General features: G+C 69.7%; 23 protein-coding genes. 10 read left to right on the forward strand and 13 right to left on the reverse strand.

The genetic code is table 11. The annotated features are described in order from the left end of the window. Nucleotides 1–4: 4 nt before the first annotated feature. From AC5RVZ_RS05545 to AC5RVZ_RS05565, 5 genes are all read right to left on the reverse strand, one after another. Nucleotides 5–532 (reverse strand): hypothetical protein, encoded by a 528-nt coding sequence (locus AC5RVZ_RS05545; protein WP_494064803.1) that lies wholly within the window; start codon nt 530–532, stop codon nt 5–7. Nucleotides 533–546: 14 nt separating this feature from the next. Continuing rightward, nucleotides 547–3,879: a glycohydrolase toxin TNT-related protein gene (locus AC5RVZ_RS05550; protein WP_494064804.1), complete on the reverse strand. Its 3,333-nt coding sequence runs from the start codon at nt 3,877–3,879 to the stop codon at nt 547–549. 59 nt (nt 3,880–3,938) lie between these two features. Beyond that, nucleotides 3,939–4,316, reverse strand: coding sequence for a DUF6507 family protein (locus AC5RVZ_RS05555; RefSeq protein WP_494064805.1), 378 nt, complete (start codon nt 4,314–4,316; stop codon nt 3,939–3,941). Nucleotides 4,317–4,364: 48 nt separating this feature from the next. After that, on the reverse strand, nt 4,365–4,670 hold the full coding sequence (locus AC5RVZ_RS05560) for a hypothetical protein (RefSeq protein ID WP_493979873.1): 306 nt from the start codon (nt 4,668–4,670) through the stop codon (nt 4,365–4,367). Nucleotides 4,671–4,797: 127 nt separating this feature from the next. Continuing rightward, complete coding sequence (locus AC5RVZ_RS05565; protein ID WP_493939538.1) at nt 4,798–5,145, reverse strand: hypothetical protein; 348 nt, start codon at nt 5,143–5,145, stop codon at nt 4,798–4,800. Between the two features lie 260 nt (nt 5,146–5,405). Between AC5RVZ_RS05565 and AC5RVZ_RS05570 the strand changes: the two genes are divergently transcribed. The 7 genes from AC5RVZ_RS05570 to rarD all read left to right on the forward strand — a co-directional run bounded on the left by AC5RVZ_RS05570 (nt 5,406) and on the right by rarD (nt 14,743). After that, complete coding sequence (locus AC5RVZ_RS05570; protein WP_494064806.1) at nt 5,406–5,726, forward strand: hypothetical protein; 321 nt, start codon at nt 5,406–5,408, stop codon at nt 5,724–5,726. Nucleotides 5,727–5,728: 2 nt separating this feature from the next. After that, nucleotides 5,729–7,054 (forward strand): type VII secretion integral membrane protein EccD, encoded by a 1,326-nt coding sequence (eccD, locus tag AC5RVZ_RS05575; RefSeq protein ID WP_494064807.1) that lies wholly within the window; start codon nt 5,729–5,731, stop codon nt 7,052–7,054. Between the two features lie 20 nt (nt 7,055–7,074). Beyond that, the gene (locus AC5RVZ_RS05580; RefSeq protein ID WP_494064808.1) at nt 7,075–8,175 is read left to right on the forward strand and encodes a nucleotide-binding protein; all 1,101 of its coding nucleotides are present in this window, start codon (nt 7,075–7,077) and stop codon (nt 8,173–8,175) included. Further along, entirely contained in the window at nt 8,172–12,227 is a 4,056-nt protein-coding gene (gene eccCa, locus AC5RVZ_RS05585; protein ID WP_494064809.1) for a type VII secretion protein EccCa, read from the forward strand. Before AC5RVZ_RS05580 ends, eccCa begins: the two co-directional genes overlap by 4 nt. Continuing rightward, the gene (locus AC5RVZ_RS05590) at nt 12,220–12,651 is read left to right on the forward strand and encodes a hypothetical protein (protein WP_494064810.1); all 432 of its coding nucleotides are present in this window, start codon (nt 12,220–12,222) and stop codon (nt 12,649–12,651) included. The genes eccCa and AC5RVZ_RS05590 overlap by 8 nt, the downstream gene beginning before the upstream one ends. An 8-nt stretch (nt 12,652–12,659) precedes the next feature. Then, nucleotides 12,660–13,652 carry a DUF6177 family protein gene (locus tag AC5RVZ_RS05595; RefSeq protein ID WP_494064811.1) on the forward strand — a complete coding sequence of 331 codons (993 nt, stop codon included), beginning with the start codon at nt 12,660–12,662 and terminating at the stop codon, nt 13,650–13,652. 65 nt (nt 13,653–13,717) lie between these two features. Beyond that, complete coding sequence (rarD, locus tag AC5RVZ_RS05600; protein WP_494064812.1) at nt 13,718–14,743, forward strand: EamA family transporter RarD; 1,026 nt, start codon at nt 13,718–13,720, stop codon at nt 14,741–14,743. Between the two features lie 14 nt (nt 14,744–14,757). Here rarD and AC5RVZ_RS05605 read toward each other — a convergent pair whose 3' ends face one another. The 8 genes from AC5RVZ_RS05605 to AC5RVZ_RS05640 form a co-directional block, all read right to left on the reverse strand. Then, entirely contained in the window at nt 14,758–15,165 is a 408-nt protein-coding gene (locus tag AC5RVZ_RS05605; protein ID WP_494064813.1) for an SRPBCC domain-containing protein, read from the reverse strand. 74 nt (nt 15,166–15,239) lie between these two features. Further along, on the reverse strand, nt 15,240–16,433 hold the full coding sequence (locus AC5RVZ_RS05610; protein ID WP_494064814.1) for an ABC transporter permease: 1,194 nt from the start codon (nt 16,431–16,433) through the stop codon (nt 15,240–15,242). Beyond that, nucleotides 16,430–17,143 carry an ABC transporter ATP-binding protein gene (locus tag AC5RVZ_RS05615; RefSeq protein ID WP_494064815.1) on the reverse strand — a complete coding sequence of 238 codons (714 nt, stop codon included), beginning with the start codon at nt 17,141–17,143 and terminating at the stop codon, nt 16,430–16,432. The genes AC5RVZ_RS05610 and AC5RVZ_RS05615 overlap by 4 nt, the downstream gene beginning before the upstream one ends. Next, entirely contained in the window at nt 17,140–18,189 is a 1,050-nt protein-coding gene (locus tag AC5RVZ_RS05620; RefSeq protein ID WP_494064816.1) for an efflux RND transporter periplasmic adaptor subunit, read from the reverse strand. Before AC5RVZ_RS05620 ends, AC5RVZ_RS05615 begins: the two co-directional genes overlap by 4 nt. Nucleotides 18,190–18,371: 182 nt before the next feature. Next, nucleotides 18,372–19,235 carry a universal stress protein gene (locus AC5RVZ_RS05625; RefSeq protein WP_494064817.1) on the reverse strand — a complete coding sequence of 288 codons (864 nt, stop codon included), beginning with the start codon at nt 19,233–19,235 and terminating at the stop codon, nt 18,372–18,374. Between the two features lie 233 nt (nt 19,236–19,468). Then, nucleotides 19,469–20,851: a 4-aminobutyrate--2-oxoglutarate transaminase gene (gene gabT, locus AC5RVZ_RS05630; RefSeq protein WP_494064818.1), complete on the reverse strand. Its 1,383-nt coding sequence runs from the start codon at nt 20,849–20,851 to the stop codon at nt 19,469–19,471. Nucleotides 20,852–21,120: 269 nt separating this feature from the next. Further along, entirely contained in the window at nt 21,121–21,258 is a 138-nt protein-coding gene (locus tag AC5RVZ_RS05635) for a methionine/alanine import family NSS transporter small subunit (RefSeq protein WP_494064819.1), read from the reverse strand. Next, nucleotides 21,255–22,826, reverse strand: a complete 1,572-nt coding sequence (locus AC5RVZ_RS05640) for a sodium-dependent transporter (RefSeq protein WP_494064820.1) — start codon at nt 22,824–22,826, stop codon at nt 21,255–21,257. Before AC5RVZ_RS05640 ends, AC5RVZ_RS05635 begins: the two co-directional genes overlap by 4 nt. Nucleotides 22,827–23,043: 217 nt before the next feature. Between AC5RVZ_RS05640 and AC5RVZ_RS05645 the strand changes: the two genes are divergently transcribed. From AC5RVZ_RS05645 to AC5RVZ_RS05655, 3 genes are all read left to right on the forward strand, one after another. After that, nucleotides 23,044–24,480 (forward strand): PucR family transcriptional regulator, encoded by a 1,437-nt coding sequence (locus AC5RVZ_RS05645; protein ID WP_494064821.1) that lies wholly within the window; start codon nt 23,044–23,046, stop codon nt 24,478–24,480. Between the two features lie 47 nt (nt 24,481–24,527). Beyond that, nucleotides 24,528–25,151 (forward strand): putative glycolipid-binding domain-containing protein, encoded by a 624-nt coding sequence (locus tag AC5RVZ_RS05650; RefSeq protein ID WP_494064822.1) that lies wholly within the window; start codon nt 24,528–24,530, stop codon nt 25,149–25,151. Between the two features lie 96 nt (nt 25,152–25,247). Then, entirely contained in the window at nt 25,248–25,682 is a 435-nt protein-coding gene (locus AC5RVZ_RS05655; protein WP_494064823.1) for a hypothetical protein, read from the forward strand. Nucleotides 25,683–25,684: the final 2 nt, after the last annotated feature.

A 25,684-nucleotide genomic window follows, 5' to 3' on the forward strand; every position in this document is an offset into this window, starting at 1 on the left:
GGAGCTACTGGGCGGGATCCTGGAAGGGAGCCCGTTCACTGCCAAGCACCAGCTCTTCGGTTGCCGGGTCAAGATACGGCACGTCCAAACCGTTGCTTTCGAGGATGTCGCGCATCCAGCCGGGAACCCGTTCCCGTTCGCGCGGAAACAGGGCCAGCTCGGCCTGGACCGCAGCGGGAGGTACCGGCATCTGGAGGGCGCCCGGGGCAGGTTCCAACGGCTCAGTGTCGAACCGTTCGAACCGCGGCTCTTCGTCAGGGACCAGGGTCAGCCGGGCGGCGAACCATGTGCCCTTGCCCTTGGTGTAGCTGGCGGCTTTGTCCGACTTCAGCGCCCTGCGGTCCAGCGGCACGGCGTCGGAGAAGTCAATGCTGACCCATGCGCCTTCAGCCGTCTGTGCCATCTCCGTCCAGGAGACGGTTGCACCGTAGATCTCGAACTCCAGCCGGATCTCCTGATAGGTCCGGAACCGCGAAGAGGCCGCGGTTGCCATGGCCGACAAGAACTCGTCGGAGAGCAGCTGTGATGTCACGGGAAGTACATTCCTTAGTTTTCGAAGTCGAAGCGCCGGGTTTGGCCGTTAACCGTTACCTTGAGTTCCACCATATGTGGAACACGGTTTCCCCCACCAGCATCGTAGATCGGGCGGACGTCCCAGGTGACCGAGGGCTTGCTGCCCCCGGGAGGCACGTTGCGGAGCCGGTCGCGGATCCACAGCTCGGTGTCATACCAGGTGTCGGCGGCACCCGTCACCCGCAACCGCTCGATGGGCGTCAGGGCGCCCAGGCCGAGGTTCCGGTTTTGGATGTTTAGCTGGGGAATCAGGTTGATCTTCTCCCCCGGTCCGCCGAACATGGCTGCGAGGAGGTGGCCGCCGTCGTAGTCGCCGCCGCCGTGCCCTCCAACGTGGGTCTGGTTGCCCGGATGCCGCCAGGTGTCGGCCTGGTTTTTGGGGAAGTACTCAAGGTCGTGGGCGTGCAGTGCCGTGGGGCGCCCGAACCCGTCGGTGTGGATCACGATGTTGCCGTCGATGTGGTAGCGGACGTTGGGCCGCGGGTTGTTCAGTTCGGGATTCCAGTTGCCCTTGGATCCGCTGGGAGCCTCGATCTGCTGGATGTGGCCGGCGGAGTTCGTGTAGAACTTGCCGCGGCCATCCACCTCGTAGACCATGGTGGGTTTCAGCGTGATGCCCTGCTCTTCGACCGCGTCAACGACGGATTTCCGTGCGGACAAGTCGAGGTCGTGCTTGGCCAGCAGGTCCACCGGGTCGCCCGCGTTGCGCGCCCACGGCGGGTCGAACTGGCGCGGTCCGGTCTCGCGGACGCCTTCCCTGCGGATCAGCTCGTCGACGCCGAGGGCTTTGGCTTCGGGCCCGTGGGTGGTGTCGAGGAACCGCAGCTGGGTTCCTCCGCCCGGGCGGCCGAAGGCCGGCGCGATTTCGGAGACCTCGATCTTGACGCCCTCGGGCAGGCGGTCAAGCTCGAAGTGGTGCAGCTCCTTGCCGAGGGTATCGACCGGCAGGCCGCGCATGTGCCACGGGGTTCCCTCGATGGCGAGGTAGGCTCCGCCGTTGGGACCGATCCGGTCCAGCTGGACATTTCCAAAGTCTGCCTGCAGCTCGTCGTACGACGAGTACGTCCGGATGGTTCCCTCGACCGCCCCGGCGTTGTCCGGATAGGCCGCCCGGTACTCGTCCGGCCGGAACTCGTCCAACTCGCTGTACCGGTTCGCGTACTCGGCTCGCTCCAAGGGGTTCCCGAGCTCGTCGGTGCCATAGGCGGGCTGGGAGCGGTCCACGATGGCGTCGAGGTCGCTGTTGATGTCCAGGCGGCCGTGCTGGTCCTTGGGCAGGTCCGCCCAGTCCGGTATTTCGACGTCCTGGTAAAGGTCATCGGCCCGGTGCTGGCCGTACCTGGCGTGTGCCTCCGGGTTCTGGATCGCGTCGGGCACAGCGGTGCCGTGCTGCGGTTCCTGCGGATGGCGGAAGCCGTCGTCGACTCGCTGTCCGTTCACGTCATAGCCGTTGACGCCGTCGCCGGCCCCCGCAGCGGCCGCCTTGGAGGTGGCGGGATCGGGTTCCGGGGCCGGGGCCCTGGAGGCGGGAGCATCGGCTCCGGCGTCGGGAGTACGTGCCGGCGCCTCCGCGTCGGGCGTGCGTGCCGGCGCCTCCGCGTCGGGAGTACGTGCCGGCGCTTCGCCGTCCGGAGTTTGGCGCGGCGCCTCCGCGTCGGGAGTACGTGCCGGCGCTTCGCCGTCCGGAGTTTGGCGCGGCGCCTCCGCGTCCGGAGTTTGGCGCGGCGCCTCGGCGTCGGGAGTGCGTGCCGGCGCCTCCGCGTCGGGGGTGCGTGCCGGCGCCGGGTTGGCCTCCGGGGTCTCGATCCGCTGGCCGTACTGCGGCGGGCCGGAACGTTCCGGCACGGTGTAGCCGCCGGTGCGCGACGGCGGTTTGGGTCCGTCCGCGTCGAAGTTCATGATGGTGTTGGTGTTGGCGTTCCGGCCGGACGGCGTCTCCACATCGAACCGGTGCCCGGTGGTGTGGCCGCCGCCGGCGGCGGCTAGGCGAGGGCCGCCCAGCGCGTTCGCCAGGTTGTCCGCGCCGGTGCGCAGCGACGTCGTGAAGTTGTCCGCGCCGGCGCGCAGGCCCGAGGAGGCGTTGCGCAGCCCGTCGGTGAAAGCGTGGCCGGCGGTGCTGACGTAGGGGCGGACCGTGCCCGTGACCGTCTTGAAGCCGCTGGTTGTGACGTCGATGGCCGTGAACTTGAAGTTGGTGGAGAAGTCGATGGCGCGGGTGGTCAGGCCCGCGGTCTTGGAGAGGCCGGAGAAGTCCAGCACCTTGGCCGCTGCCCCGCCGGCCCGGCTGACCGCGGTGACCTTGTTGGCCACGCCGCCGGCCTTGGCCACGGCGCCGCCGCCGGCGGTCAGGAGGATGGCGGAGAGGTCGAACGCGGTTGCGCCGGCGGCGTAGGCCGGGTCGCGCTGCCAGTCGTCCCAGTGGATGGCCGCCTTGCCGACGGCCAGCAGTTCTTCGCCCGCCTTTTTGACCGTGCCCGGGCCGCCGATCGACTCGGCCACGACCGCGGAGATCGGACTGGAGACGATGGCCACGTTCAGGGCGATCTGGCCGATGCCCTTCCAAGTGGCGGCGAAGGTCTCGCCGTCGGTGAAGTTGACCATGTTCCACAGGCCGGTCACCGTGCCGGTGATCCCGCTCCAGACGCCCTTGCCGAAGGACACCACGCCATCCCAGACGTCCGCGTACCACGGCTTGTCCCACTCGGTCGGCTTGCCCCAGGGAATGTGGCCCTCGCCGGTCGCCGAATCAAGCTGTTCTGCCGAGTAGCCGTAGGCCTGCTGGCCGGTGCCGGGCCCGTCCTGCGTGGTTTCGACCAGCGTGATGCCGCCGTAGAGCGCGGCAATCGCGTTGGCGCAGGTGCGCTCGGCCGCCATGTGCTCGGCCGCCAGCGCGTTGGCGTCCCTGAGGATCCGGTTGTCGTCGTTGACCAGGTCCTCGTCCTTGCGCCAGTCGCTGCCTTCGTCGGCGATCCGCGCCCGCACGCCGTGCCAGCGGGCCACCAGCGCGTCGTAGCGCGAGGTGAAGGTGTCCGCCCAGTCGGCGAACGCCTCGATGGCCGACTTGATGGCCGCGGTGTCGGACTTGATGTCCTCGGTGGTGGTCCTGATCGGTTTGACCGCGACGTAGACCTGCGGGGCCTCCGGCGACTTGTAAACCGCTTCCAGCCCGCTCCAGTCGCTCTCGATCAGTTCGACGGCGTCGTCAATGTCTTCGGCCTTGTCGTCCAGCGCCTTGGCGTGGGTGCGCAGCAGTTCCGCGTCGGGCCGCTGCGGGTATTCCTCGGCGTAGGGATCCCAGGCCGTCATTGCTTCCCCTTATTCGGTGCGTGAGACTTGATGTTCGTGAAAGTGGCGGGACCGGTCGATCAGAGCGCCAGCGGAGTGGGTCCGTGCGGCCGGTGCGGACGCGAGGAGTCTCCCTCCTCGGGCAGCGTACCGATCAGGTTCTGGGCGTCTCCGGCCATCTGCGCGTCCCCCATGACGTAGGAATTCACCGCGTCCATGGTGCCCTGGAAGGTGGTCTGCAGCCGTCCGGCGACACTGTTCAGGCCCGGTTGGACGGTCTTCTCCGCCCAGCCGTTGAGCGCGTCCATCACCGGGCCGGACTTGGCGGCAGCCATGATGTCGCTGACGGCGGTACCCAAGGCCGGGAAATCCTTCTCAAAGCTGTCGGCCCGCCCGCTGGCGGTGGTGACGATTGTTTGGACTTTGGTGGGTTCGATGTCCCAGCCGTCGAGTGCCACTGCTGATTGCCTTTCGTGCCGGACGTTGGCGGACTGAATGTTGCCGGTCTAGATGTTCGCGATCTTCGCGCCGGCCGTCTTGATGGTGTTGCCGGCGGTGCTCTTGGCGTCCTCCAGCAGCTTGTGCACGTCCGCCATGATGCCCGCGAACGCGAACCCGGCGTCTGCCCAGGCCTGCTCCACCCGGTCGTACTGCTCTGCGATGTCGGTGGCCTGGAACTTGGCCTGCAGGTCCGCGGCGTCCTTCTTGCGGGTTTCCACCAGCGCGTTGAGCTTCTTCTTCACCCGGTCCAGGTTGTCCTGGGCCTGCGATGCTCCGCCGTCGGAGAAGGCGTATGAATTCTGGTCTGCCATGATGTTTCCTTCCTCATGCCCGGCCTCGGCCGGAAAAAGATCGTCTGTGAGTCAGTGCCGCGTGAGGGGCGGGGCTGCGGGGCCCTGATGCCCTGAGCCGGTGCCGCTTGCCTGCTTCCGGTGCAGGCTAGCCGCGGTTGCGGAAGACGGCGTCGTCCCAGGCCGCCTTGCCCTCGGTGGCATCGGCGTCGTCGGCCTGCTGCTGCTCGCCCAGCTGCATGGTGGTGTTGACCTCGGACTGGCCCTGCTGGATGGAGACCAGCGATTTCTGCAGCCCGGACGCCACCATGTTGGCCCGGCCCATAATGCCCTTGAACTTCTCCCAGAAGTCGCCGGCGGTGTTGCCGCGCATCGGCTCGGGGACTGCCTCGAGCTCCTTCATCAGCGCCTGGAGTTCGGTATCGGCCGCCGCGCTGGCCTTCCCGGCGTCGACAAACGCGCTCTTTTCCATCTTGATGAACTGGTTGCCGCTCATTGCTCCACCTCCGTGCCCCGTCACGGGGCTGTAGCTGCTGCTTCCGCCGGCGGACGCCTGCTGCGTCCGAGTGCGCCGGGTTGCCGCCCGGCCGGTTGTCTTCGAGCGGTTCCCCGCCTTTACCATAGAACGCGCTGGCCCGCACCGCGTCAATCGAACTTAATGGGTACATCTCCCCATCCTGCGCGGGACACGCGAGAATTTATCCAGCGTTTGGAGCGATAAGCTCGGTAGGCGACGCACCGATCGGGAGGAGAGACGTGGCCCACGATTACGACAACCAGCTCATTGAGTCAGTGGCCGTCCGGCGTGCCCGGCTGACCACGGCGCTGCTGTACGGCGCGAACCCGCTCCAGCGGCGCTGGAAGTCCAGCGTGCGCACCTTCTTCTTCAGCATCGCCATGGCGGCGGTCATCGCCGCCGTCTGCGTGGGCTATTCGTTCGTGACCAACCTGCTGGAAGACCTGCGGCAGGAACGGCAGCAGCGGACGCAGTCCGCCGTCGTCCTCCACCCCGGTGGCCATCCCGCGGACGACGACGGTGCCCGCCTGCCGCCCGTCCCCCACCGAGGAGCCGCTTGAGCATGGCCGAAACCTTTACCCGCGTCACCGTGGCGGGGCCGCAGCGCCATGTAGACGTCCTGCTCCCGTCGCAAACTCCCGTCGGCCTGCTGCTGCCGCAGGTCCTGGACCTGCTCGACGACCAGCCGGCCGCCGCCGTCGCCGTCAAAACGCTGATTACCCCCGCCGGCGATCCGGTCCGCGAGGACGCGTCGCTGACGGACGCGGGCATCGCCGACGGCGCCATGCTCCGGCTGGTGAATGTCTCCGAGGCCCCGCCGGCGTCGGTGGTGTACGACATCACCGACGCCGTGGTGGAACAGACCGAGGACATCGGCGGCCGCTGGACCGAGCGGGTCCGCCGCGGGACGGGCGCCGTCTTCGCCGCCGCCGGACTGTATCTGGGCGTGCACCTGCTGCTCGACGGCGCCGCCGCCGCCATGGCCGCGGCCGTCTTCTTCGCGCTGGCCGCGGTGCTGCTGGGCGCCGGCATCTACCTGGGCCGGGTAACCGCCACGGTGCTGGGCCCGCTGCTGGTTGGCACGGGCTGGCTGCTGGCCCTGGGCGGCGTGCTGCGCCTGCCTGCCGACCCCGGGACGCACGTGCTGCTGGCCGCCGCGGCGAGCGCCGTGGCACTGGTCGGTGCCGGCCTGATCTCGCAGCGTCCGCGGGCGCTGATGTCAGCCGCGGGCCTGCTCGCCCTGCTCACCGTTTTCTGGGCTGCCTCGCTGGCTCTCTTCGGCGACCCGGTGCGGGCCGCCGGCGTGGCCGCGCTGCTCAGCTGCGCGACCCTCGGCCTGCTGCCGCAGATCGCCCTCTCCACCTCCGGACTGGCCACGCTGGACGACCGGCGGGCCAAGGGCGGCCGCATCGGCCGCACCGACGTCCACGTGGCCATCGGCTCGGCGCACCGCGGCCTCAGCTTCGGCACCGCGCTGGCGGCGCTCTCCGTGGCCGCCGGACTGTGGATCCTGGGAACGGATACCGAGTGGCAGGCCTGGACGATGCCGCTGATCGGTTGCCTGTCCCTGGCCACCGGGCTGCGGGCGCGCGCCTTTCCGCTGGCCACCGACCGGATCGCGCTGTACCTGGCGGCCGCCGCCGGCACGCTGGCCCTGGCGCGCTCGGTGCTGGCCTTCTCTCCCGGGCACGGCTGGTTCGTGGCGGCCGGCCTGCTGGTGCTGGCCATCGCCGTGGTGATCTCGCTGACCGTCACGCTGGCCGACCATTCCGCCGCGAAACTGCGCCTGCTGGCCAACCGGTTGGAGACGCTGGCCATCCTGGCCGCCGTCCCGCTGGTCATCGGCTTGTTCGGCGTCTTCGCCTCGCTGCTGACCACCTTCGACTGAGACAGGTTGGAACCGATTCCATGGAACCGATGTCGCGCAGGGACCTGATCGCCCGGGAGAATACCGCCACCGGGCACGTCCCGGCGGGCCCGCCCCCGCACGCTCCCGTGTCCCCGGCCGCCCCGTCCGGTGCGGGCCGCCCCGGCCGGACACAGGTGGCCGACCCGTGGAGCACGCCGGCTCCGGCCGCCGGACCCGCCGGGCCCGGCCCGTTCGAGTCCGATGCCGAACAGCGCCGCCGCCGCCTGCGCGGCCGGCGCGGCGAGCCCTGGCTGGTCCGCACCGTTCTGGCGGCGAGGGGCCTGCTCTCCTCCGACGAGTACCCGCGGCGGCTGGTCGCCGCCACGGCCGGCGCGCAGGCCGCCGTCAGCACGGGGCGCCGGATCGCGGTGATCGGCAGCCGGGGCGGGGCCGGGAAGACCACGACGGCGGCGCTGCTCGCATCGCTGTACGCGGCGGCCCGGCAGGACACCATCGCGGCCGTCGACCTGGCGCCCGCCGGCGGGACCCTGGCGCTGCGGCTCGGGGTGCCGGAGGCGCCGGCGATCGACGACGCCGCGGCCGTCCTGCACTACTCCCCCGCCGCGGGCGCCGAGGACCTGCGCCGGCAGCTGGCCGCCGCCGGGCCCAACCTCTGGGTGGCCGGGGAACGTGCGCTCGGCGGGCACGCCGGCCATGCCGCGCTCTCCGCGGCCGGCCAGAACATCTCCCGGTACTGCCCGGTGGCGGTTTACGACTGCGCCACCGGCCCGGGTGAGAACCCGGACACCAACTGGGCCATCGGCGTCGCGCAGCTGGCCGTGCTGGTGGCCCCCGCCTCGGTGGCCGGGGTCCAGGACGTGCGGCGCACGGCGGCCGCGTGGGCGGCCACCCCTGAGCTGGCCGGGACCGGCCTGCTGGCCGTACTGACCCGCACGGATGCCGATGCCCCGCTGGACCCGATGGCCGAAGCCAAGCTGCTCGCGCGGGACGGAATCTCCGTGCTGCCCCTGGGATACGACCGGCATCTGGCCGGCGGAGTGGAACTTGACCCGGGCCTGATGTCCCGCGCCGTCCGGCTGCAGGCGGCCGAGCTGGCCTCCACCGCGCTGGCCCTGGCGATGGAGCACACCGGCCGATGAGCGTGAAGATCTTCCACCGGCCGGCCCGGACCACCGCCCCGGCGCGCGAGGCCGCCCCCTTCAGCCTGGAGGCTCCGCCGCCCATGGGCGAGAAGGCCGGCAGGATGAACGCCATGGCGCTGATCCCGCTGCTGGGCGCCGGATTGTCCATGACCGTGATGATGCTCTTCCGCGGCAACAGCCTGGCCGCCGTCGGCGCCATCGCGATGATCGTGACCGTTGTCGCGTCCATCGTCATGATGCTGGGGCAGCGCGGCCGGGCGGCCCGCGCCCGGGCGGAAGAACGCGACCGCTACCTGGAATACCTGGAGGAGTCCCGGGCCACGCTCCGCGCGGACGAGCATCGCACCATCACCACCGCGCGCACCAGTAACCCGGAGCCCACCGCCCTCTTCGACATCATCCGCAACACCCAACGGCTCTGGGAGCGGCGGCGCGGCAACGAGGACTTCCTGCACGTGCGGATCGGCTCCGGCGAACGGATCAGCCGGCAGATCACCATCAACGAGCAGGGCCCGGCCACGGCCCAGCGCGACACCTTCATGGACAACGAGGTCCGGATCCTGCAGCGGCGGTATGAGACGTCGCCGGATTTGCCGCTGACCCTGCCGCTGGACTCGGCCGGCAACGTCAGCATCATCGGCTCCCGCGGGTTCGTGCTCAACGCCGCCCGGAACCTGCTCGCCGAGGCCTGTGCCTTCCACTCGCCCGAGGACCTGCACGTGGGGATCGCGGCCGGCGAAGACCGGCTGGGCGACTGGGACTGGGCCCTGTGGCTGCCGCATCTGGCGGACCAGAAGCAGGCCCACGCCACCGGCCCGGTCCGCCGGGTGGCCCGGTCCCTGGACGAACTCGGTGCCGTGCTGGCCGACGAACTGAACCGCCGCGCGGTGGTGGCTGCCGAATCCTCCAAGAACGCCCGGGGGGCCAGCCAGCACCTGCCGCGGCTGCTGGTGCTCGCCGACTGCTACGGCGGGCTCCCCGAAGAACTCGTGCTGCCGGACCGGCACGCCGGGCTGGCCCACCTGGGCATCACGGTGGTGTACCTGGTGGCCGACCGCGGGCAGGAGCCCGGCGAGGTCGGCGTGCGCGTGACCCAGGCCGGTGCTGCCGCGAATTCCGCGGCCTCCGGCGCCCCGCCGTCGGACTCGGGGTTCACGATCCAGAACTACCGCGAGGATCCGGTCGAACCGGTGGTGGAACAGGGAACCCTGGACCCCTTGGCCGTGCCCACCGCCGAGGCGCTGGCCCGGGAACTGGCGCCGATGCGGCTCTCGGCGGACTCGCTGGAACACAACACCGCCGCCAGCTCGGACAGCTTCCTTGACATGCTCGGCCTGAGCCCGGCGCTGGACGAGGCGGACATCAGGCGGCTCTGGAAGCCCCGCAGCGAAGTGGACTTCCTGCGGATCCCGCTGGGCCCCGACGACCGCGGCCGGCCCGCCCTGCTGGACCTGAAGGAATCGGCGCAGTTCGGCATGGGCCCGCACGGGCTCTGCGTTGGCGCCACCGGCTCCGGCAAGTCGGAGATGCTGCGGTCGCTGGTGCTGGGACTGCTGGCCACCCATCCGCCGGAACTGCTGTCCATGGTGCTGGTGGACTTCAAGGGCGGCGCCACGTTCGCTCCCTTCGCCGACGCGCCGCAGGTCTCCGGCGTGATCACCAACCTCGCCGATGACGCGAGCCTGATCGAACGCATCTACTCCAGCCTCAACGGCGAGGTGGTCCGGCGGCAGGAAGTGCTCAAGGCCGCCGGCAACATCGCCAACATCACCGACTACCAGCTGCACCGGCAGGAACGGCTCGCCCGCGGCAAGGCCATGGAGCCGCTGCCGCACCTGGTGGTGATCATCGACGAATTCGGCGAACTGCTCACCGCCCGGCCGGACTTCATCGATCTGTTCCTCTCCATCGGCCGGATCGGCCGGTCCATCGGCGTGCACCTGCTGTTGAGCAGCCAGCGGATCGAGTCCGGCAAGCTGCGCGGGCTGGAGACCTACCTGTCCTACCGGATCGGGCTGCGCACGCTCTCCGAATCGGAATCCCGCACCGTGCTGGACACGCCGGACGCCTTCCACCTGCCGCCGGTCCCCGGCTACGGCTACCTGAAGGTGGATACCACCGTCTACACCCGGTTCAAGGCGGGCTACGTGTCGGGCCCGCTGGAGGATGTCCAGGCCCTGGAGGCGGAGGAAACCGCCGGCGACGACGGCCCCCGGGTGCTGCCGATGCCCACCTATGCGGCCAGCCTGGAGCGGGCGGACGACGCCGGCGCCGCTGCCGCCAGGCCGGCCCGTACCGGGGCGTCCAAGCGCACCACCGGCCCGACCGTCCTGTCCACCCTGATGGCCACCCTGGCCGGGTTCCCGCGCGCCGTGGATCCCATCTGGCTGCCGCCGCTGCCGGCGGCACTGGCACTGGACACCGCCGCCGGTTCGGTGACCACCACCAGCCAGGGCATCCGGCTCGCCTCCGGCGGCGCGCTGAAGGTCCCGATCGGCCTGCTCGATGACCCGGCCAAACAGTGGCAGGGCGTCTGGGAACTGGACCTGAAGTCGGCGGGCGGCAACGTGGCCATCATCGGCGGGCCGCAGTCGGGCAAGAGCACCGCGCTGCGCACCATTGCGGCCTCGCTGGCCCTGACCCACAGCCCGCAGGAGGTGGGCATCTACTGCGTGGACCTGCTGGGGAACTCGCTGATCCCGCTGGAGGGCCTGCCGCACGTGGGCGTCGTGGCCGTGCGGACCAACCGCGAGGTAGTCCGTCGCACGGTGGAAGAAGTGCTGGCCATGCTCGGCGAGCGTGAGATCGTCTTCGAGAAGTACCAGGTGGATTCGCTGGCCACCCTGCGCAGGCTGTGCGCCCAGGGCAAGATTCCCGAGCTGCCCAGCGCCGACGTCGTGCTGGTCCTGGACGGCTACGGCTTGCTGACCGACGAGTTCGAGGACATCGAACCGGCCGTGCACGCGCTGATCGCCCGCGGCGGCGGCTACGGCATCCACGTGATCACCACCGCCAACCGGCAGAACGAGATCCGGCTGGCCCAACAGTCCTTCTTCGGCACCAAGATCGAGTTGCGCCTGGCCGATCCGGCAGATTCCTCCTACGGCCGCAAACTGGCCGAGACCATGCCCGCCGACCGGCCGGGCCGCGCGCTGACCGAGGCCAAGCTTTTCGGCCACTTCGCGCTCCCGCGCATCGACGGCGTGGCCGACGCGGACACGGCCACGCAGGGCACCCGTGACATGGTGGCCGCCGTCGCCGCCTCCACCGATGCCCGCGCCATGCAGGTGCGCATCCTGCCGCAGGTGGTCGAAGCCGCCCAGCTCGAAGTCCCGGCGCTCCCGGGCCTGCTGCCGCTCGGCCTGCGCGAGACCGACCTGGGCCCCGAAATGCTGGACCTCGTCCGCGGCGAGCACCACCTCATCGTGATGGGCGACGAACAGTCCGGCAAGACCAACCTGGTCCGTTCCCTGGTTGCCTCGCTGGTGGCGCAGTACCCGTCCCGGGACCTGGTCTTCGCCGTCTTCGACCCCCGCAGGGCGCTGGCCGACGTGGTCCCGGACGCCTACCTGGGCGGCTACGCGCCCAGCGCCGCCCAGGCCGAGCCACTGGCCAACGCGATCGCCTCGGAACTGTCCAAACGGACCGCCGGCGGCGACGCGATGCAGGACAGCATCGGCGAGGCGGACAGCATCCCCCGGATCGTCCTGCTCGCCGATGACTACGACATCCTCACGGCCGGCGGCGCCGGCCCGCTTCGCTCGCTGATCGAGTACCTGCCGATGGGCCCGGAACTGCAGCTGAACGTGATCCTCACCCGCCGGGTGCGCGGGGCCGGCCGCGGCATGTACGAACAGTTCTTCGCCGCGCTGCGGGACTCCGGCAGCACCGGCCTGATCCTCTCCGGCGACCGCTCCGAAGGCGGGCTGCTCAACAACGTGCGCGCCCGCCGTCTGCCGCCCGGCCGCGGCCTGCTGGTCCGCTCCGGCGGCCCCGTGCAGACCGTGCAGACCCTGTGGACCCCGCTGGAGGCGACCGCCAATGTCTAACACCGTCACCGTCGTCGCGCTCGATGAGCCGGACCAGGACGTGGTCATGGTTTCGCTGCTGGCCGTGGTGCCGCAGGAGTACGTCCGCGAGGCCGCCGGCAACGCCCTGCTGGAAGTCGAGGACGGCAACGGCACCACCCTGCTGGCCGTCGAACTGCCGCGCCTGGTCCGGGTTCCCGGCGAGGTGTCCCGGCTGCTCGCCGGCGCCACCGTGAACGCCATCGAGGGCACCCCGATCCCGTCGATCTTCTCCGACGACCCGGACTTCGCCGAGCCGGAGCACCAGGACCTGTGGTGGCAGGAAATCACCGTCCGCAACGGCATCCCCGACGGCGACTCGCTCGGCTACCGGGTGGCGCAGAATATCGCCGTGCGGTGCCGCGGCGCCGTCGTCGCCCACCAACTGCCCGGATCCGGAGAATAGGGATGGGCATGCACGCGTCCGCCTTCGATTTCCACACCGAACGAACCGCCGTCGTCTTCCAGGACAAGCCGCTGGCGTTCCTCTCCCCCGCCCTCACCCGCGCCTATGTGGCCGCCCGCGCATCGGAGCGCCAGTTCGTGGTGATGACGCCCAGCACCGGCAAGCTGACGCTGCCGCTGTACCAACTGCTGCAGCGCGAGGGCTGCATCTGGATGGCCAGCGCCGCGGACGGCACGTTCTACAACGGCTTCACCGGCCAGCAGTACCGCTGGGGCGGGGACGTCTTCGCCGCCGAGGAACAGTTGGCACCGGATTACCTCCAGGCGCCGGCCGGATCCGACGGCGTGATCCAGGCCCGCGGCGAGATCCTGCATCCGGCCAGCGCATCCACCCGCATCGGCGACTTCACCGCCGCGCTGTTCACCGAGTTGACCGGCGCCGGGCCGGTGGGCTGGGGCATCCACGAACCGGTCAGCGAACCGTGGGACGTTGCCGAACTCACCGACTACTGCTTCCGCCTCGCGCCGATGACCGGCAACATCGTCGTGGTCGGCCGTCCCCGCCCCGGCACGGAGGTGCCGTCCATCGGCGTGCTCACCGTGACGCGCTCGTCGACGGGTGTGCACGAGTCGGTGGAGCTGTTCTGCGAATCGGTGGACCCGCTCAGCGACGACGAGCTGGCCTCCTTCGGTTCGGCCATGCACCGCGCCCACGCCCGCACCGCGCTGGCAGGGCACACCATGCTGCTGGACCGGCTGGCCTTTCCCGCGCGCTTCACCGGCGTCAGCGTCCCCGCGTGCTCGTTCTTCGGGCCGGAGTCGCTGGCGCAGTTCGGCCCGCAGCAGGCCCTGGCCGCCGCCGGCGACCGCGCGCGGCTGGTGGGCGTCCCGCCGCTGCAGTCGCTCGCCGTCACGTACCACCGCGATCCCTCCGGGGGCCGCCAACATCCGCTCGACGAGTTCAGCGACCTGGTGGGAAAGCTGGCCGGCGGGAAGTTCTGACGGACGCGGCTGCACAGCGGTACGGTGGGTGGAATAGAACCCACCGACCGGAGGTTGTCGCCAGCGTGTCCAAGAACGACGGCGGTGCCACCTCGGAGCCCTCTTCCCCCGCCGGCGTGGCCGGGAGCCCCGATGGCGACGCCAGCGCTGCGTCCCGCGGGCGGCGGGACACCGAGACCCGGGCCGGCATGGCCTACGGACTCTCGGCCTACGGACTCTGGGGCATCCTCCCCCTGTACTTCACCGCCCTGGTACCCGCCGGCCCGCTGGAGATCGTCGCCAACCGGATTGTCTGGTCGCTGCTGTTCTGCTTCCTGCTGATCACGGCGCTGCGCGGCTGGCGCACCTTCGGGGCCGCGCTGGGCAACAGGCGCACCTTCGGGACGTTGTCCCTGGCCGCGGGCCTCATCGCGGTCAACTGGTTGACCTACGTGTTCGCGGTGCTGAACGGACACGCCATCGAGGCCGCGCTGGGATACTTCATCAACCCGCTGGTCTCCGTGCTGCTGGGGGTCATCCTGCTGAAGGAACGGCTGCGCCCGGCGCAGTGGGCCGCCATGGGCGTTGCCTTCGCCGCTGTGCTGGTGCTTGCCTTCGGGTACGGCAACGTTCCGTGGATTGCCCTGATCCTGGCGCTCAGCTTCGGATTCTACGGCCTGGTCAAGAAGAACATCGGCGGCCGCGTCGACGCCGTCACCAGCCTGAGCGTAGAAACGCTGGTGCTGACCCCGGTCTCCGTGGCCATCATGCTCATCCTGATGGCCGGCGGCCAGGCAACCCTGCTCTCCGAGGGCAGCGGGCATTTCTGGCTGATGGCCGCAAGCGGCCTGATCACCGCGCTGCCCCTGCTGTTCTTCGGCGCCGCCGCCCGCCGGCTGCCGCTGAGCACTGTCGGAATGCTGCAGTACCTGGCCCCGCTCCTGCAGTTCATCATCGCCCTCGTCTTCCTGAACGAGCCCATGCCCTTGGAACGCTGGATCGGCTTCGGCCTGGTCTGGTTCTCCCTGGCGATCCTCAGCACGGACATGGCCGTGGCCCTCAAGCGGGCGCCCAAGGCCGGGGGCGAGCCCGCGGCCGCCCAAGCACCCTAGCCGCCCGCCGCGGCTTAGAGGCCGGACAGCCGGTCGTACGTCGACCAGAAGTCGGACATGGGTCGCGGCCGGCCCATGGTCAAGTCTTCCAGGTAGAGAAGATGCGCGTGCCAGCCGGGCAGGTAATTGGCGGCTTCGCTCTCCAGCTCGTCGTGCGCCAAGTCCAGGTTGGTGCTACTGCCAACCGGGGTGAGGGTGATCCGTACTTGGGAAGCCGGCTCGTCCGGAAAGTCCCACGTCATGTGCAGCAGTTTTTCCGGGTCACATGCCAGAATCCGGCTGGTACAGACATAGTTTTCCGCGTGCTGGATGGTCACCACATCCCCGCCGACGAACCGCCCGGACGTCAACTTCCCCAGCCAATGAGGCAACGCCTCCGGGTCTGTCAGACCCCACCACAGACGGGCTGCGGGCACTGCCATGGACCACCTGTGGGACACGTGTCCCTTCGCCGCGTGGACGGCACGACTGATGAGAGGCATAACCGGAGGCGACACTAGTAGCGGATCGCGTCGATCACCTTGACCCGCACGGCCACCACCGCCGGGATCAGGCCGGCCAGCGCGCCGACGGCCGTCGCGGCGCCGATGCCCAGCAGCGCCGCTTCCACCGGGAACGGCGGCAGTTCGCTGATGCCCTGGGCGATCAGGTCCTGGATCCACGGGCTCTTCACCACGGCGACGGCGAGCATCACCCCCGCCACGCCGGCTACGAACGTCGCGACCACCGATTCGAGCATGACGCCGAAGAAGATCCGGCCGGAGGTCGCCCCGAAGCTGCGCCGGATGCCGATTTCCCGCACCCGGTACCTGACCGTCACCATCGAGATGTTGAGCAGTCCCACGGCGCCCAGCAGCAGCACCAGTCCGGCGACGCCGCCCACCGCCCACTGGATGCCCTCGAACGGGTCGCCCCAAGCGGCATAGTCGCTGCGGTACACATTCGCCTGGGCATCGGGGAACTGGGCCTGGAGGTCACCGGCGATCGCCGCGCTCAGGCCCGGCTCGAGTTCGACCGGGAGCCACATTTCCAGGACGGGAGGAGGACCTGCCTGCCCGCCGAGGCCCCACCGCTCGTACTGGTTGGCGAGCATTATGGCCTGGGCCATGGCTTCCTGGTGGAAGTCCGGCATCACTCCCACCACGGTGGCCGCGATCGGCCGCTGCTGGAAGATCTGCACCACCGGGTTCAGCGCCAGGTCTGGTTCGCCCAGCTGGCGGTGGAATGCTTCGTTGATAATCACCGCCGGCGCAAGCGCCGCGGCGTCGGCTTCCGTGAACCAGCGGCCGGCGACCAGATCGACCCGCCGCATCTCGCCGTAGCTGCGGTCCACCACCGTGGTCTCGGCCGTCACGACGCCGCGGGGGAACTGGAACGGGACCTGGGCGAAGGTTCGGCGGCTCGCGTATTCCACGCCGTAGCGTTCCACGAGCCCCTCGAAGGCGGCGTGCAGGACCGCCGGTTCTTCGGTTCCTGTCGGCGTGTAGACCTCAGCGGTCACGGTGGCTGCGCGGCCTCCGGATTGTTCCTGCCCCTGCACGATGCCTTCCCTGGCCATGTTGCCGAGCCCGACGACGGTGGTCAGGGCCGCGACGGACAGCGCCACGCCGCTCAAGGCCAGCAGGACCCGGGTCTTGTGGATGCGCAGCTCGGCCCATGCCTCGACCAGGAGGGCAACGGCGCCGGTCATGCCGCCAGCTCCGAAGCGTGCAGAATCCCGTCACCCAGCCGATAGTGCCGCTGGGCCAGGACCGCCACGTTCGCATCGTGCGTGATGGTCACCAGGGCCGCACCCGACTCCTTAACCACGTCGCCCAGCAGGGCCATCACGCTTTGCCCGGTTTCGATGTCCAGGGCACCGGTAGGCTCATCGGCGAGAATCAGCCTGGGCGAGCGCACCAGCGCCCGCGCGATGGCGATCCGCTGCTGCTCACCGCCGGAGAGCTTGTGCGGTTTCTCCCCCAGCCGGTCGCCCAGGCCGACCCGATCGAGCATTTCCGCGGCCAACCGCTCGCGCCGCCAGAATTGCCGGCCGCGGGCATAGAGCAGCGGGGTCATGACGTTTTCCAGTGCGGTACGGCCCGGCAACAGGTTGAACTGCTGGAAGATGAATCCCACTCGCGCACCGCGGGCCATGGCGCGCTGCTTTTCCCCCAGGGAAGAGACCGCCCGCCCCTCGAAAAACATCTCGCCCGTGCTCGGCACGTCCAGCAGGCCCAGGATGTTCAGCAGCGTGGACTTTCCCGACCCGGACCGGCCGACTATCGACACGTGCTCGCCGGTACCGATGCTCAGCTCGATGCCCTGCAGTATGTGCAGCGGGCCGCGGTCCGGGATGTGCACGCTCCGCGTCACGCCCTGCAGCTCCAGCAGCGGGGCCCCCGCCGCCGCAGCGCTCATCCGCCCACCATGCCGAAATCGCCTTCCATCCCGGGCATCATCTGGTCCCCCGGCGCACCGGGAATGAACTGCAAGACCAGATCGCCCTCGTCCAGCCCCTCCACGATCTCCACCTGCATCCCGTCGGTCAGTCCCAGGGCGACCGGGCGCTCAACCGGTGCCCCGCCGTCGTCCTCCACGACCCACACCAGGCCGGTGTCCACCGATCCGCGGACCGCCGTCGTGGGTACCACGATCACGTTCTCTGCGGTTCCGGCCGTGATGTCGATCGTCGCGCCCAGCCCGGGGAAGACCCTGACATCGGCCGGTACGGCGCAGTTGACGGTGCCCGTCGCCGCCGGGGCCGCCGGCCCAAACGGGTCCCCGGGCTGCTCCGGCCCCGGTGCCGGGGCGCCGGCTGCCGGGCTCTCCCCGACCGTCACGGCCTTGCACTCGAAGGGCGCCGGGCCGCCGATGACCGTCACGGTGGCGGAACTGGGGCGGTCGAGCAGCCGGAACTGCTGGTCGGCGGTCAGTGTCCCGGTCACCGAAAAGGTGCCCGGGGAAATGACGGCTGCTTCGGCGCCGACCGAGACCTGCTGGTCCACCAGCACGGACAGGTCGGTCAGCTTGCCCGCGGCGGGGGCCACCACGTTCACGTACGTGTACACGGGGGCAGCCGGTGGGGCCGGTTCGTCCTCCGGATCCGGTTCGAGCGGAATCTGCTGCACGGCGTCGGGTTCCACCGGCTTCTGCACCTGGAACAGCGCGTCACCCCTGGCCACGTTCGCACCGGCCTCTACGAAGAGGTGGTTCACCGTGCCTTCCGCCGTGCTGCGCACGGTCACGGCCGGGTCGCCGGCAACCGATCCCTCGAGCTGCACCACGTTGGTCACGGTGCCCAAGGCCGCGGGGACGCTGGGCGTGACCAGGCGGGCCGAAGGCTGCTGGTCGACCGCCTCCGCGCGCATGCCATCCACGAAGGCGAGCTTGAAGAGCGCGGCAGCTATGACGGCGAAAATCGCCAGCCAAACCACCGGCAGAACATAACGGCGCACAGCACTCATGCAGGATCCCCCTCGTCGACGTGCGCCCTACGGCGCGACGGCGGGAAGGTTGACACAGGACGTGAGACAAACACCCGCTTGTGACGCAGGTTACCAGTGTCGGATGATGGCGACCGGCCAAGACACGGCCGCTCCAGACTCGGCGCCGGCACCAACCTGTACGGCAGCCGGATGTTGCCCGGCTAGTCCCGCACCCCGTCCACTTCCTGCGGAACCACCACCATGGGCACCGGCAGCGAGCGCAGGACCTTGTACGCCGTGGCACCGAGGAACAGGCGGTTGTGCTGGGCGAGCCGGCTGGATCCCATGACCACCAGTTCGCCGTCGTCCCAGTCCAGGGAATCGATGGCCTCTTCGATGTTGCGCCCATGGGCCACGGTCACCGTGGCGTTGCCGGGAGGGAGTTCGGTGGCGGCCTGGGCCAGCACGGAGTTCGCGTGCAGGTGGGCACTGTGGATAGCCTCGCCGCTGTCCGGCTCTTCACGGGTGTCCAGGGAGACCAGGGACACCAGGCGCAGCTGCAGGCCGCGGCGGGAGGCAGCGTTCAGGGCCACGTCCCGGGCGGCCTGCGCGCCCTGCCGCTCGCCGATGAACGCGGTCAGCCGGGTCAGCGGCTCTGTCCGCTGATACCCGCGGGGCGCCAACGCCACCGGAATCGGCGAGGCGTGCAGGAGGGCATTTGCCACGCTGCCCACCGTGAAGCGTTTGAACAGGCTGTTGCTGCTGGCGCCGATGACGATCAACCGGGCGCCGGCTTCCTCGCCCGCCGCGATCAGCCCTTCGGCGAACGATTCGGCGGACCGTACCTTGAATTCGGCGTTGACGTCTGCCGGAACCAGTTTCATGGCCTCGCGGCGGGCGGTGAGGACTTCCTGCTCGCTGGCGCTGACGCGGCTGCCTTCGGGGTTCAACGCCACGTAGGGGGCGCTGTCTGCCACCACATAGACGATATCCAGCCCCGTCCCCTGCGTCCGGGCGATCGCCACGGCCAATGCCACGGCATCGGCTCCCCGCTCGTCCGGCTGGTATCCCACCACATAACGCATGCAAACTACCCCTGTCCCTGTCCGTGGAGCAGCGGATGCGACGGCGCCGGCACATCCGCACCCCGTGACGCGATGATGGTTCCGACTCTAACCCGAGACCGCCGGCGGCAACAGGCCGGGAGCAGGACGGGGCGGGCGGCCGGAACGGCCTTAAAAGGACGGCGGGCGGCCGCCGGACCCGCCCGCATGACCAGGGGATCCGGCAGCCGCCCGCTCGGACGCTGCCCGGGTAACTAGGCCGCCGCCACCTTGCGGATGGCTGCTTCCAGCACGTCCAGGGCATCGGCCAGCAGTTCGTCGCCGATCACCAGCGGCGGCAGCAGTCGCACCACGTTGCCGTAGGTGCCGCAGGTGAGGATGATGACACCTTCCTGCAGGCAGGCGGCGGCGATCTCCTTGGTGGCCTCGGCGTTGGGCTCCTTGGTGGTCTGCCCGGTGCCGGGCTTGACGAACTCCAGCGCCAGCATGGCGCCGCGGCCGCGCAGTTCGCCGATGATGTCCACTTCCTCGGCCAGCTTCCGCAGCCGGCCCATGACCTGCTCTTCGATGTGGCGGGCCCGGGCGTTGAGGTCCTGGGTCTGGATGGTGTCGATGGCAGCCAGCGCGGCGGCGCAAGCCACCGGGTTGCCGCCGTAGGTACCGCCCAGTCCGCCCGGGTGCACGGCGTCCATCAGCTCGGCGCGGCCGGTAATGGCGGACAGCGGCATGCCGCCGGCGATGCCCTTGGCCATCGTGATGATGTCGGGCACCACGCCGTCGTGCTCCGATGCGAACCAGGCACCGGTGCGCGCGAACCCGGACTGGACCTCGTCCGCGATGAACACCACGCCGTTGTCCTTGGCCCACTGGGCCAGCGCGGGGAGGAAGCCCTCGGCCGGGACGATGAAGCCGCCCTCGCCCTGGATCGGCTCGATCAGGATCGCGGCCACGTTCTCGGCGCCGATCTGCTTCTCGATCATCGTGATGGCGCGACGGGCCGCGTCCTCGCCCTTGATGTCGGCTTCCTCGCGGTACGGGTAGCTCATCGGCACCCGATAGATCTCCGGCGCGAAGGGGCCGAAGCTGCCGGCCGGGCTGGACTTGTACGGGGTCGCCTTGGCGGTCAGGCCCATCGTCAGGTTGGTGCGGCCGTGGTAGGCGTGGTCAAAGGCGACGACGGCGGTGCGGCCGGTGGCGATGCGGGCCACCTTCACGGCGTTCTCCACGGCTTCGGCCCCGGAGTTGAACAGCACGGAACGCTTTTCGTGGTCGCCGGGGGTCAGCTCGGCCAGTTTCTCGGCCACGGCGATGTAGCCCTCGTAGGGGCTGACCATGAAGCAGGTGTGGGTGAACTTGGCGACCTGCTCCTGCACCGCGGCGACGACGGCGGGGTCGGAGGCGCCGACGCTGGTCACGGCGATGCCGGAGCCCAGGTCGATGAACGAGTTGCCGTCCACATCGGTGATGATGCCGCCGTCGGCGTCGGCCACGTAGACCGGAACGCCGGAGGCGACGCCGCCGGCAACCACGGCGCTGCGGCGGGCGGCCAGTTCGGCGGACTTCGGGCCGGGGAAACCGGCCGAGACGTCGCGCTTCTGCTCCAGCCGGAACTGGGGCTGGGTCGTCTGAGTGGTCATGATGTGCCTTTCACGTTGAGGGTGGGAATGCCGCGGACAGCCCGGAGGATCCGCACACTCGCATCGCAGCGGCAGCTGCGCGGGGACCGGCGGATACGCCGGGCCACGGGAAGCCGAGCTCTACAGCGAGATTACGGTTCCCGGCCCGCAGCTGCCTATGGCGCCCCGCACAGCAGATGCGCAATGTTGCCGTGCATATGGCCAGAAGGAGCGACGGCGGCGCCCGGCGGCATGGAGGCCGCAGGACGCCGCCGCGGCGAGCTGCGGGTTCAGAGCTCCGGTGCGTGCTCCGTCGGCAGGGCACCCTCGTCCTCGGGGTGGCGGCTGAGGTTGACCAGGGCCAGCGCCAAGCCTCCCCACACCGTCAGGATGGAAATGATCAGCATGACAATCGCTGCGGTACTCATGGCTGTGTCTCCTTCAGGGTGTGGGCATCCAGTTCCGGGTCGTTGGCTGCCGACTTCTTGCTCCAGGGAATCAGCGACAGGATGAAGCCGGCCACGATCAGGGAACCGGCCATGCCCCAGCCGAAGACGTTCACGAACCAGTCGGGCATGGGCGGGTCGCCGTAGCCTTCCTGGATCCGCTTGATCAATTCGCTGATCAGGATGTAGCCGAGCACGATCGGCGCGATGATGCCGACCATGATGCGCCACCACAGGCCCAGCTTGATGGACGAGACCTCGCTGACGTGTCCGCCCAGCAGCGGCAGCTTGCGGAATCCGTAGGTCACCAGCAGCACGGTCGCGAGGGCGCACGCCATGATGCCGAAGCTGTTGACGAACGCATCGGTGACGTCCAGCAGGTTCAGGCCGGTGGTGGTCGGGAACAGCAGGATGGAAATCAACGCCAGCGGGATGCCGACGCACCAGGTGGTCTTGATGCGGCTCATGCCCAGCTTGTCCTGGACTGCGGAGATGATGACCTCGATGATGCTGATCAGCGAGGTGAATCCGGCGAACACCAGCGAGCCGAAGAAGAGCACGCCGAGCAGTCCGCCCAGCGGGGCCTCGGAAATGATGGTGGGGAACGCGATGAACGCCAGCCCGATCCCGCCGGCGGCAACGTCGCCGACCTCGGCACCGGCGCTGAAGGCCATGAAGCCGACGGCCGCGAAGACGCCGATGCCGGCCAGGATCTCAAAACCGGAGTTCGCGAAGCCCACCACGAACCCGGATCCGGTCAGGTCCGTCCGGTGCTTCAGGTAGGACGCGTAAGTGACCATGATGCCGAAGGCAACGGACAGCGAGAAGAAGATCTGGCCGTAGGCCGCGGCCCACACCGTCGTGTTCGTGAGCGCACTCCAGTCGGGAGTGAACAGTGCGTTCAGCCCGTCGGCTGCACCGGGCAGGAACAGCGACTGGACCACCAGGAGCAGGAACATGACCAGCAGCAGCGGCAGGAACACGATGTTCGCCCGTCCGATGCCCTTCTGCACGCCGGCGGCGAGCACCAGCAGCACCACCGCCCAGACGACCACCAGCGGGATGAGGACCGTCGGCACGAAGTCGAAGCCGATGTTCACGTCCTTGCTCACCTGGAGGAACGATTCCATGAAGAACCCGGCGGGGTCGTCCCCCCACTCCTCGGTGACGGAGTAGATCATGTACATCGCCGCCCAGGCGATGATGACGGCGTAGTAGACGCAGATGACGAAGCAGATGGCCACCTGCCACCACCCCAGCCCTTCGGCGCCGCGCGCCAGCCGGCGGTAGGCCAGCGGGGCGGAGCCACGGTGGCGGTGTCCAACGGCGTAGTCCAGGAACAGCAGCGGGATGCCCGCGGTCAACAGCGCCACCAGGTAAGGAATGATGAACGCGCCGCCGCCGTTTTCGTAGGCAACATAGGGGAAGCGCCAGATGTTGCCCAGGCCGACGGCGGAGCCGATCGCCGCGAGGATGAACACCTTGCGGGTGGACCACATCTCGCGCTTGGGCTTGGCGCCCGACGCTGCCTGCGGGGTAGGGGTACTCATGAAGGGACCTCACGGTGTAGGGCTGGCAGGGGTGTGACGCACGTGACGCCGCGGACCATCCTAGCGCCGCGGGGCAGCTGCCCCGAAAACGGGTGCGGGCCCGGGCGCAACGCAAGAGCACGAACGCCTGGGGCCCGCCCGCCCGCGCCGGAGAGCGCCCCGCCCCGCCCTCCGGCGAATAGTGCAGCTGCACAACAGCCGCCCGTATAGTGAAGGCATGGCTGTCACTCTTGCCAAACTTTTGGCCTCCCCCGCGCTGCACCTGAAGCTGGTCGGCACCGCGCAGGGCGACCCGGACGCGCCCATTACCTGGGTGGCTTCGACGGAACTCGAGGACCCGTTGCCCTTCCTGACCGGCGGCGAAGTGGTGCTGACCACCGGCCTCCGCCAGAAGACCGCGGCCGCGCAGCGCCGCTTCGTGGAGCGGGTGCACGAGGCCGGTGCGGTCGGCATGGGCTTCGCGCTCGGGCTGACGCACCGCCGGGTCCCGGCGGGCGTGCTCGCCGCCGCCAACGAGCTGGAGCTTCCGGTCTTCGAAGTTCCCTACGAGACCCCGTTCGTGGCGATCAGCAAGATGGTCGCCGACGCCATTTCCGCCGACCATTACAACCGCCTGGAGCACCTGCTCAAGGACCACCAGGCGCTGGCCGCCTCGTTGTTGGGCGGCGGCGGCCTCCCAGCGCTCCTGCGCACCCTGGCAGAGATGGTGGGCACCGACGTCGTGCTCTCGCAATACGGCACCCGGCTGTACGGCACCGGCGGCGACGGGGAAACCAGCTGGCACGAGCTTCCCATCGCCACCGGCCTGAAGGACCGCTGCACGCTGGCCCTGGGCAAGCCGTACGAGCGCAACGCCATCGTGGACTACGCGCAGAGCCTGATCAGCCTGGAACTGAGCAACCAGGCGCACCGCCGCGCGGCCGACCGCAGCTCCGTGGGCCAGGTGCTGCTGGACGTGGTGCGCGGGGTGCTGCAGGGCGGCGACGCCTCCCTGCGGCTGAGCAACGTGGGGATCGACGCCGGACGGCGCCAGCTGGTGGTCATGGTGCAGGTGGCCGCCGCCCAGCGCCGCGCGCTGCCCACGCTGCCGCTGCCCGCCGCGTTCGACGGCGTGGTCACCGGCCTGGTCGACGAGCGGCTGGTGCTGGTGGTGCAGGGCGCCGAATCGGGCGAGGCGCTGGGCCGGGAGCTGAGTGCGTACCTGCAGAACGCGGGCTTCTCCGCCACGGTCGGGGTGGGCGGCAGCTATGCGCAGGCGAACGGGCTGCGCTGGAGCTACTTCGAGGCCAAGGAGGCGGTGGGCCGGGGCGAGCGGCTGAACGTGCCGCAGCGGCTGTCCCTGACCTCCCTGCTGCTGGCCTCCGAAGACGTGCCGCTGGCCGATCTTGCGGCCGAGGCGCTCGACCCGCTGGCCGAGTTCGACGCGGCCCACGACGCGGCGCTGCTGCCCACGCTGCAGGCCTACCTGGAGTTGAACGGCTCGGTGGCGGCCGTGGCCGAGGAGCTGGGCCTACACCGGAACTCCGTGCGCTACCGGCTGTCCCAGATCGTGGAGCTGACCGGCTACGATCCCGCCCTCACCGCGGACCGGGTGCACCTGTGGCTGGCCCTGACGGTGCGGCGGCTGGGTTCGGTGTCCCGGACGAAGAGCTAGCCGGCCGGTCCCTTGCCAAGACCCGGCGCAGACACAAGGCTGGGGGCATGGGACACGAGACGCACGAAAGCCGGACGGTCACCTGGCTGGGAAGCGACGATCCGCAGCGCGCCGACACGGCGACCCTGAACCTGGAACCGGAACGTCTGAGTGCCCACGGCGCCTCCCGCACCGCGGCCTACGCCGCCAGCTGGTCCCTCACGACCACCGGCAACTGGTTCACCGAAAACCTCACGGTGTCCGTCCACGGGCGGGGCTGGAGCCGGCATCTGGAACTGGACCGCGCGCCCGACGGCAGTTGGAGCGCCGCGACCAGGGTGTCCGGGGACAGCGGCCTGCCGGAACCGGGGATCGCCGACCCGGAATCGCTGGTCGGGGCGGTGGACTGCGACCTCGGTTTGTGCCCGGCCACCAACACCATGCCGATCCTGCGGCTGGGCCTGGTTCACGACGCCGAGGCCGCCGCGGAACTGACGGTCGCGTGGGTGGAGATGCCGAGCCTGCGGGTGCTCGGCCAACAGCAGATCTACAGCGGCTCCCGCGCCCACGACGACCGCACGGGTGCCGCCGCGGTCACCTACACCTCCGGGGACTTCAGCGCCGAGATCGTGGTGGATTCGGACGGCATCGTCATCGACTACCCCGGCCTGGCCACCCGCCGCCGGGACTGACGCGCGGGGTAAGCACCGCCGTCGCCGTTCAGCACAGTCGGTGCCGCCGCATAGGATGGGACCAAGCCCTCCAATCAACCGTTCCAGGGAGAAACCATGCCCGAAATGTTCGTGGACAAATTCCGTGCCCTCGTGCCCCAGTACCTGGAGCGGAAGTGGACCGAGGACGACGGCATCTCCTACGACGAACTCGAAGGGCTGCTGGGCGCCCACAAGTTCCAGGTCCCGCAGGCGTTGGTGGAGTTCTACCACGCGCTCGGCGGCTGCGAAGACCTGATGGAGGCGCACGACTTCTTCTTCGACCCGGACGAGCTGGAAATCGAAGGCGGCTACCTGCTGTTCTTGGACGAGATGGACGAAGAAGCGAACTGGGGCTTCAGGACCGAACACCTGGATGTGCCGGACCCCATCGTCTGGATCCGCACGAACGGCCCGAAGCCGCAATGGCAGAGCGAGGAGGCGACCTTCAGCGAGTTCGTCTTCGAGATGTTCGAGTGGGTCTTCGGCGACGACGACGACGAGGAAGACTGAGC

Source organism: Arthrobacter sp. Cza30, from assembly GCF_059090765.1.